9 protein-coding genes are annotated in these 7,552 nt (G+C 72.9%); all 9 read left to right on the top strand.

The window, feature by feature from the left end:
• Positions 1-36: 36 nt before the first annotated feature.
• A complete protein-coding gene (locus GTR00_RS10150; protein ID WP_166611506.1) occupies positions 37-1,362 on the top strand; it encodes a flagellar hook protein FlgE in 1,326 nt (441 codons plus the stop codon).
• Between the two features lie 398 nt (positions 1,363-1,760).
• Positions 1,761-2,078, top strand: coding sequence for a flagellar FlbD family protein (locus GTR00_RS10145; RefSeq protein ID WP_166611505.1), 318 nt, complete (start codon positions 1,761-1,763; stop codon positions 2,076-2,078).
• 2 nt (positions 2,079-2,080) lie between these two features.
• Complete coding sequence (locus tag GTR00_RS10140) at positions 2,081-2,854, top strand: motility protein A (RefSeq protein WP_166611507.1); 774 nt, start codon at positions 2,081-2,083, stop codon at positions 2,852-2,854.
• Entirely contained in the window at positions 2,854-3,885 is a 1,032-nt protein-coding gene (locus GTR00_RS10135) for an OmpA/MotB family protein (RefSeq protein WP_166611504.1), read from the top strand. Before GTR00_RS10140 ends, GTR00_RS10135 begins: the two co-directional genes overlap by 1 nt.
• 59 nt (positions 3,886-3,944) lie before the next feature.
• Positions 3,945-4,460, top strand: coding sequence for a flagellar basal body-associated FliL family protein (locus GTR00_RS10130; RefSeq protein ID WP_166611503.1), 516 nt, complete (start codon positions 3,945-3,947; stop codon positions 4,458-4,460).
• 169 nt (positions 4,461-4,629) lie between these two features.
• Positions 4,630-5,451, top strand: coding sequence for a ferritin-like domain-containing protein (locus tag GTR00_RS24960; RefSeq protein WP_166611502.1), 822 nt, complete (start codon positions 4,630-4,632; stop codon positions 5,449-5,451).
• A gap of 87 nt (positions 5,452-5,538) precedes the next feature.
• The gene (locus GTR00_RS25735; protein ID WP_166611501.1) at positions 5,539-6,483 is read left to right on the top strand and encodes a flagellar motor switch protein FliM; all 945 of its coding nucleotides are present in this window, start codon (positions 5,539-5,541) and stop codon (positions 6,481-6,483) included.
• A complete protein-coding gene (gene fliN / locus GTR00_RS10115; RefSeq protein ID WP_166611500.1) occupies positions 6,480-7,235 on the top strand; it encodes a flagellar motor switch protein FliN in 756 nt (251 codons plus the stop codon). The genes GTR00_RS25735 and fliN overlap by 4 nt, the downstream gene beginning before the upstream one ends.
• Position 7,236: 1 nt before the next feature.
• Positions 7,237-7,552, top strand: a 316-nt coding sequence (gene fliO, locus GTR00_RS10110) for a flagellar biosynthetic protein FliO (protein ID WP_240899803.1), incomplete at its 3' end; no start/stop codon positions are given.

Raw genomic sequence — 7,552 nt, 5'->3', positions numbered from 1 at the left:
CCCCGCACCCCGACCGACGATCGAAAGGTCTGCCCCATGCTGCGTTCCATGTTCTCCGGTGTCAGCGGCCTGCGCTCGCACCAGACGATGATGGACGTCGTCGGCAACAACATCGCCAACGTCAACACCACCGGCTACAAGAGCTCCAGCGTCGTCTTCGCCGACACCCTGAGCCAGCTCACCAAGACCGCCGGCGCGCCGCAGGACAACACCAACAACGGTGGCACCAACCCCTCGCAGGTCGGCCTGGGCGTCAAGGTCAGCACCATCTCGCAGAACTTCACCGCCGGCTCGGCGCAGGCCACCGGCAAGGCCACGAACCTCATGCTGGACGGCGACGGCCTGTTCGTCGTGCAGAAGGGCGACGCGCAGATGTACACCCGCGCCGGCGCCTTCGAGCTGGACAGCCGCGGCTCGCTGGTCACCGCCGACGGCTCCTACGTGCAGGGCTGGCGCGCCGACGAGAGCGGCCAGATCGTCACCACCGGCCCGACCGAGACGATCATCATCAACTCGGACAACGTCATGCCCGCCGCGCCCACCACCACCGCCACCCTGGTCGGCAACGTGGACAAGACCGGCAAGCCCGTCAAGCTGCCCGGCGACGACTTCTACACCGTGCCGGTCGTGACCTCCTCCTTCGACGCGTACGACGCGCAGGGCAAGCCCACCCGCGTCATGGCGACCTTCACCAACTCGTTCAACGAGGGCAGCACCGCCACCACCGCCGCCGACGTCGTGCCGACGGACCAGTGGAAGCTCACCCTGACGTACATCGACCCCGCCACGGGGCAGACCGTCACCCCGGCCGTCGACGCCGGCACGGTGAACTTCGACCCGGCGACCGGCAAGCTGCCCGCGAACGGGTACAGCATGGACGGTGACGACATCGCGCTCACCGGCCTCAACGACGTCACCATCAAGATGGACCTGCGCGCCCTGACCGGGTACGTCAGCAACACCGGCAACAGCACGGTGAAGTCCACCACCGACGGCGCGGCCATCGGCACGCTGAACGCCTTCGCGGTCGGCGCCGACGGCGTCGTCATGGGCGAGTACTCCAACGGCCTCAAGCGCCCCATCGGCCAGGTCGCGGTCGCCACCTTCAACAACTACGCCGGCCTGCAGAAGGTCGGGAACTCGATGTTCACCGTCTCGGCGAACTCGGGCACCCCGAACATCGGCGTCCCCGGCCAGAACGGCCGCGGCGCCATCGGCTCCGGCTCCCTGGAGATGTCGAACGTCGACCTGTCCAGCGAGTTCACCAACCTGATCCTCGCCCAGCGCGGCTTCCAGGCGAACTCGCGCATCATCTCCGCCTCGGACGAGATCCTCCAGGACCTCGTCAACCTCAAGCGCTGATCCTCGCAGCGCGGTGATCGACGCCCTCCCGGGCCGCGTGGTGCGCGGCCCGGGAGGGCGTCTCTCGTTCCCCCGGCGCCCTGCCGGGCCCGTGGGCGCCCACGGGCCCGGCAGGGCGCCGGGGGAGGGCCCTGGAGCCTCCCCGGGCCGCCCGGCCCGCGGGGCCCGCGTGACCGCCGCGGAGGGCCCGGCAGGCACCCCCGCGGGCCGCTCGGGCCTCCGCCTCCGTTCGGCGGCCGGTGCCGGGCACCGTCGCTCTCCGTGCACGTCGCGCGGGGGCGCTAGCACGAACGGGTGCATGAAGCAACCCCCACTCAGGTCCGGGCCGGGCACGCCGATACCAGTAGTGCAACCGGCCCACGGACGGGCCCCGACTCCACCGCCAAGGATGGAACCTCGTGATTCTCGTGACTCGCCTCAACGGGTCGGTGTTCGCCGTGAACCCCGACCTGATCCAGCGCGTCGACGCGACCCCCGACACGGTCATCACGCTCGTCGACGGCGCGAAGTTCGTCGTCACCGAGCCGCTGACCGAGGTCGTCGAGCGCGTGATGGCGTTCCGGGCTCGCGTGGTCGCCACCGCGCACGCCCTGGAGGAGACGGGGACCGCTGACGTCCTCGAGCTGCCGGCGCACCCCGACACCACCCACACCACCACCAGCGACACCGACGGGGACCTGCCCGCCCCGGTCCCGCTGCACCGCAGGAGGCCGTGACCATGGACTTCGCCACCATCGGCGGGCTGATCATCAGCCTCGCCGCCATCCTCTGGGCCCAGAACCACGAGGGCGGCAGCCTGTCCGACCTCCTCCTGCCCGGGCCGCTGGTCCTGGTGTTCGTCGGCACCCTCGGCGTCGGCTTCATGGGCGGCGTCCTGCGCGACGGCGTCGGCCTCGTCGGCGTGCTGAAGAAGTCGTTCCTGGGCAAGCCCAAGGACGCCGGCGGCACCGTGGCCACGCTGGTGACGATGGCCGAGCGCGCCCGCCGCGAGGGCCTGCTGGCCCTGGAGGACGCCATCAAGGCCGTCGACGACGACTTCCTGCGCGACGGCCTGCAGACCGCCATCGACGGCACCGACCCCGACGAGCTGTACGAGGTCCTCACCGCGCAGATCCAGGCCAAGAAGGCCGCCGACAAGCAGGCCGCCAAGATCCTGGGCGACATGGGCGGCTACGCGCCCACCATCGGCATCTGCGGCACCGTCATCTCGCTGGTCGTCGTGCTGGCGAACCTCTCCGACGCCGCGGCCCTCGGCCCGATGATCGCCGGCGCGTTCGTCGCCACCTTCTGGGGCGTGGCCAGCGCGAACATCTTCTTCCTGCCCCTGCAGAGCCGCTACATGCGCCTGTCGGGCATCGAGTGCGCGCAGATGGAGCTGGTCGTCGAGGGCATCCTCGCCATCCAGGCCGGCTCCAACCCCCGCTCGGTGGCCAAGAAGCTGGAGAGCCTGCTGCCCCCGGGCACCGCGGTGCCGGACAAGAAGGCCGCCTGATGTCCTCCTCGGCGCACAAGCGGCGCCACAAGCACGAGGAGCACGACGAGCACGTCAACCACGAGCGCTGGCTGGTCTCCTACGCCGACATGCTGACGGTCCTCATGGCCCTCTTCATCGTCCTCTTCGCGCTCAGCCAGGTCGACCAGCTGAAGTTCGCGCAGTTCAAGGCCGGCCTGCAGGAGGGCAGCGCCTCGACGAACCTGGTGCTCTCCGGCAACAAGGGCATCAACGACATCGACAACGGCGCCGACCCGATCAACCTCAAGATCCAGTCCGGCGGGGACCCGCAGCAGACCGAGCAGGCCCAGCAGGTCCTGAACGCCGCGCAGAAGGACCAGTCGGCGGCCGACCTGGCCGCCGCGCGCGCCGAGGTGCAGCGCTACCGCGAGATCGAGGCGCAGATCGACCAGGCCCTGTCCGCCACCGGCGACGAGGACCAGGTCACCTACCGCATCACCTCCGACGGCCTGGTCGTCGGGCTGGTGGCGGACAAGGTCTTCTTCGCCAACGCCAGCGCCGACGTGGAGCCCACCGGCCTGCACGTGCTGGACGTCATCGGCCCGATCCTGGCGGCCCTGCCCAACGACATCGCCGTGCAGGGGCACACCAACTCCCTGCCGCTGTCCGCCACGACCCGCTACCGGGACAACTGGGACCTCTCCTCGGCCCGCGCGAACACGGTCGTCACCCGGTTCATCGCCGCGAACGGCATCAGCCCGCTGCGGCTGTCCGGCACCGGCTACGCCGACAGCCGGCCGCTGTACCCGGACGGCGACCCGCAGGCGCTGACCGGCAACCGGCGCGTGGACCTCATCGTCGCCTCGCCCTCCTCCGACGCGGTCAAGGCCCTGCTGCCGCAGGTCGCCGCGTCCACCCCGACCGAGGGGCCGGCGGAGCTGCACACCGAGGGGGAGGCCACCGCCGAGACGGCGACGACGACCCCCGCCACCAGCATCGCCCCGGTGGGCATCGCCCCCGACCTCAGCACGGCCGTCAGCGGCGTCACCGTCGCCGACGCCGGCCACTGACACCCCGCACGACCCCGAGCACCCACCACCCGACGACCCACCAGGAACCGGAGCACACCATGGCCAAGAAGGCGAAGGCCGACGGCGAGGAGACCGCCGCCGGCGGCAAGAAGAAGCTCATCATCGTCGCCGCCCTCGGGGCGGTGCTGCTCGCCGGCGGGACCGGCGGCGGCGTCTTCCTGCTCACCAAGGGCGACACCGCGGCCGCCGCGGAGACCGCCCACGAGGAGGAGCACCTCACCCCCGGCGACGTCACCACCCTGGACCCGATCAGCCTGAACCTGGCCGACGGGCACTACCTCAAGCTCGGCCTGGCCCTGCAGGCCGTGGCCGTCGAGGGCGGCGGGCACGGCGGCTCCTCCGGCCCCGACGGCAGCAAGGCCCTGGACCTGGCCATCCAGCAGTTCAGCGGCCTGTCCATGACGGACCTGTCCAACCCCGAGCAGCGCCAGCACTACAAGGACGAGCTCGAGCACAAGATCGTCGAGGCCTACACCGAGGAGCCCGCGGAAGAGGGCGAGGCCGCGCACAAGACGGTCATGGGCATCTACCTGACCCAGTTCGTCATGCAGTGACCCCCGCGGGCCCCGGCCCGCACCGCAGCACCGCCGAGAGCGCGGCAGGCACCCCGCCTGCCGCGCTCTCGCGCGTGCGGGCCCGGGCGCTCTCGGCGGGCGGCCCCGCGCCGTCCGTGCCAGGTTGTGTGCCGGTCACCGTGGATCCCGCGACGAGGAGGAGCGCACGATGTTCGGACGACTGAACAGCCCCGAGGAGGTCTTCAGCTACGACCTGGGGGCCGCGCTGACGATGGAGAGGGACACCCTGGCGATGCTGGGGCGCCTGGAGGAGGCCGCGCAGCGCCCGGAGGTCAAGCAGCTGCTGCGCGAGCACGCCGCCGAGACGCGCGTGCAGATCGAGGTCGTCGAGCAGTGCTTCGCGCTGCTGGGCCAGGAGGTCGACGACTCCCCGTGCCCGGTCACCAAGGCGCTGGCCGCCGAGGCCGAGACCAAGCTGAAGAAGGCCGACGACTCCCTGGCCGACGCGGTGGTCCTCGCCGGCGCGCTGCAGACCGAGCACCACGAGCAGGCCGTGTACGAGAACCTGGTCCTGCACGCCCGCGCCCGCGGCGCCGAGCAGGTCGCGGTGCTGCTGGAGTCCAGCCTCGCGCAGGAGCGCGGCGCGGGGGAGCGGGTCAAGGCGCTGGCCGAGCGGATCGCGCGCACCGGCGTCGCCACCACCCCCGAGGGCGGGATGAGCACCGGTGCCAAGGCGGGCCTGGCCGCCGGGGTGGCCGCCGCCGTCGGCGCGGCCGCCGCGGTCGCCTCGAAGGTGGGCGGCCACGAGGAGAGCACCGCCGCGCACGGGGTGCGCACCGGCGCCACCGCCACCGACCTGCCCAGCACCACCGGCGCGACCGGCACCACCACCGGCGCGACCGGCACCACCACCGGCACGACCGGCACCACCACCGGCACGACCGGCACCACCGCCGGCGCCGAGGAGCTCAACGACGACGCGCTGGAGGAGCGCATCGCCGAGAGCGAGCACCGCAGCACCGGCAGCTGACGGAGCCTCCCGGGGGCGCGGCACCGCCGCCTCACCCGTTCGGGTGCGCGCTAAAGGGTGAGGCACCTTCGTGCCGATAGGTGCAGCGTGGCACCCGAGACCTCCACCAGCGCAGAGCGGACAGGCGGCCGACGCTCGCGGCGGCGCGGCGTCCCCGTCCCGTACGACTTCCGGCGGCCCACCAAGCTGTCGCGCCAGCACGCCCGCGTGCTGGAGATCACCTACGAGACGTTCTGCCGCCAGTGGGCGACCCTGCTGTCCTCGACGCTGCGCACCAGCGTGCAGGTCGAGCTCGACAGCGTGCAGCAGTACTCCTACGACGAGTACGCCGCCACGCTCGCGACCCCCTCGATCATGACGGTCTTCGACCCCGAGCCGCTCGTGGGCGCCGGCGTGCTGCACCTGGACACCCCGCTGCTGCTCAGCTGCATCGAGCGCATGCTCGGCGGCACCGGCGCGCAGGACCAGCCCCGCCGGGTGCTCACCGACATCGAGGCCGTGCTGTGCCGCGGCCTGGTGGAGCGCACCCTCGCCGAGCTGGCCGCCTCGCTGACCTCGATCCTGGAGCTCAAGCCCCACCTGCAGGCCATCGAGCAGAACCCGCAGTTCGCGCAGGCCGCCGCCGCCACCGACGTGATGATCGTGGCCTCCTTCCACCTGCAGGTCGACCAGACCGGCGGCACCGCCACGCTCGCCCTCCCGCTGGACCCGCTGTCGGCCGCGCTCAGCGCCGCCGAGCTGCGCGTGGCCAGCCCGGAGGAGCTGCGCATCCGCCGCCTCATGCGCGACCGCCTCGACGACCACCTCGAGCACATCCCCGTGGAGGTCTCGGTCCGCCTCAACGCGGCGCAGCTGCGTCCCGACGAGATCCTCGCCCTCGTGCCCGGCGACGTGCTCCGCCTGCCGCACCCGGCCGACGCCCCCCTCGAGGTCGTCGCGTCCGACACCGTCGTCGCCTCCGCCGTGGCCGGCAGCCGCGGTTCCCGGCTCGCCTGCCTGATCGTCCCCACCCCCGAGGAGTCCTCCCGATGAGCACCGTCACCCACGCCGACCTGCAGGCCATCCTCGCCGAGGCCGCCCAGGCCGCCCTGGCCGTGCTTCCGCTGTCCGCGCCCGGCACCGTCACCGGCCTGGTCGCCGCCTCCGCCGCCCCGGACCTGGGCGACGAGGGCACCGCGGTCTCCGCGAACTTCGCCGGCGCCTCCACCGGCCGCGTCGCCGTCGTCGTCGGCGAGGAGACCCTCAACACCCTGCTGATGAGCCCCGAGGGCGCGCTCGACCCGGTCGACGCGCTGCGCCCGGCGCTGGAGACCGTCGTCGCCAGCCTCGGCCAGTGCACGCTGGACGTCGGCGTCGAGGGCGACCCGGCCGAGGCGGTCGCCGCCCTCGCCGGCGGTGCCGTGGCCGTCGTCGGCGCCGGCGGGGAGACCCTGGCCCTGATCGGCCTGACCTTCTCCGCCGAGGCCCCGCAGGTGGCGGTGCCCGTCATGGCCAGCCCCAGCACCAGCGCCCCGGCCCCCGGCGGCCCGCGCCGCACGATGGACCTGCTGCGCGACGTGCAGATGGACGTCACCGTCGAGCTGGGCCGCACCCACATGACGGTGCAGGACCTGCTGGCGCTGACCCCCGGATCGGTCGTCGAGCTGGACCGCGCCGCCGGCAGCCCCGCCGACGTCCTGGTCAACGGCCAGCTCATCGCCCGCGGCGAGGTCGTCGTCGTCGACGAGGACTACGCCATCCGCATCACCGAGATCGTCACCCCCGGCACGGAGGCCGGTGCCTGAGATGGACACCCTCGCAGCACTGGGACGGATGTCCGTCTCGCTGGTCGCCGTCCTGGGGCTGCTGTGGCTCGTCGCGCGGTGGCTGCGCCGGTCCAGGGCGGCCGGCGCCGCCACCGCGGAGGTCGAGGTCGTCAGCCGCGTCGGCGTGGGCGCCAAGGCCGGGGTGGCCGTCGTCCGCGTCGGCGGGCGGGCCCTCGTGGTCGGCGTCACCGAGCAGCAGGTCACCCTGCTGACCGAGGCGCCCGCCGCCGAGCTGCTGCCCGCCGCGCAGGGGGCCGGCGAGGTGCTGGAGCTGCCCGCCGAGGACGGCACCGCCC

The sequence above is a fragment of the Kineococcus indalonis genome, from assembly GCF_009906395.1.
Classification (GTDB): Bacteria; Actinomycetota; Actinomycetes; order Actinomycetales; family Kineococcaceae; genus Kineococcus; species Kineococcus indalonis.
The sequence above is the reverse complement of the archived record's forward strand: the minus strand, read 5'-3'. Positions and strand labels throughout refer to the sequence as shown.

Excerpts from the sequence above, each read along its gene's own strand:
- GTR00_RS10135 (WP_166611504.1), top strand. The coding sequence starts at position 2,854 with ATGTCCTCCTCGGCGCACAAGCGGCGCCACAAGCACGAGGAGCACGAC.
- GTR00_RS10150 (WP_166611506.1), top strand. The coding sequence starts at position 37 with ATGCTGCGTTCCATGTTCTCCGGTGTCAGCGGCCTGCGCTCGCACCAG.
- GTR00_RS24960 (WP_166611502.1), top strand. The coding sequence starts at position 4,630 with ATGTTCGGACGACTGAACAGCCCCGAGGAGGTCTTCAGCTACGACCTG.
- GTR00_RS10130 (WP_166611503.1), top strand. The coding sequence starts at position 3,945 with ATGGCCAAGAAGGCGAAGGCCGACGGCGAGGAGACCGCCGCCGGCGGC.
- GTR00_RS10140 (WP_166611507.1), top strand. The coding sequence starts at position 2,081 with ATGGACTTCGCCACCATCGGCGGGCTGATCATCAGCCTCGCCGCCATC.
- fliN (WP_166611500.1), top strand. The coding sequence starts at position 6,480 with ATGAGCACCGTCACCCACGCCGACCTGCAGGCCATCCTCGCCGAGGCC.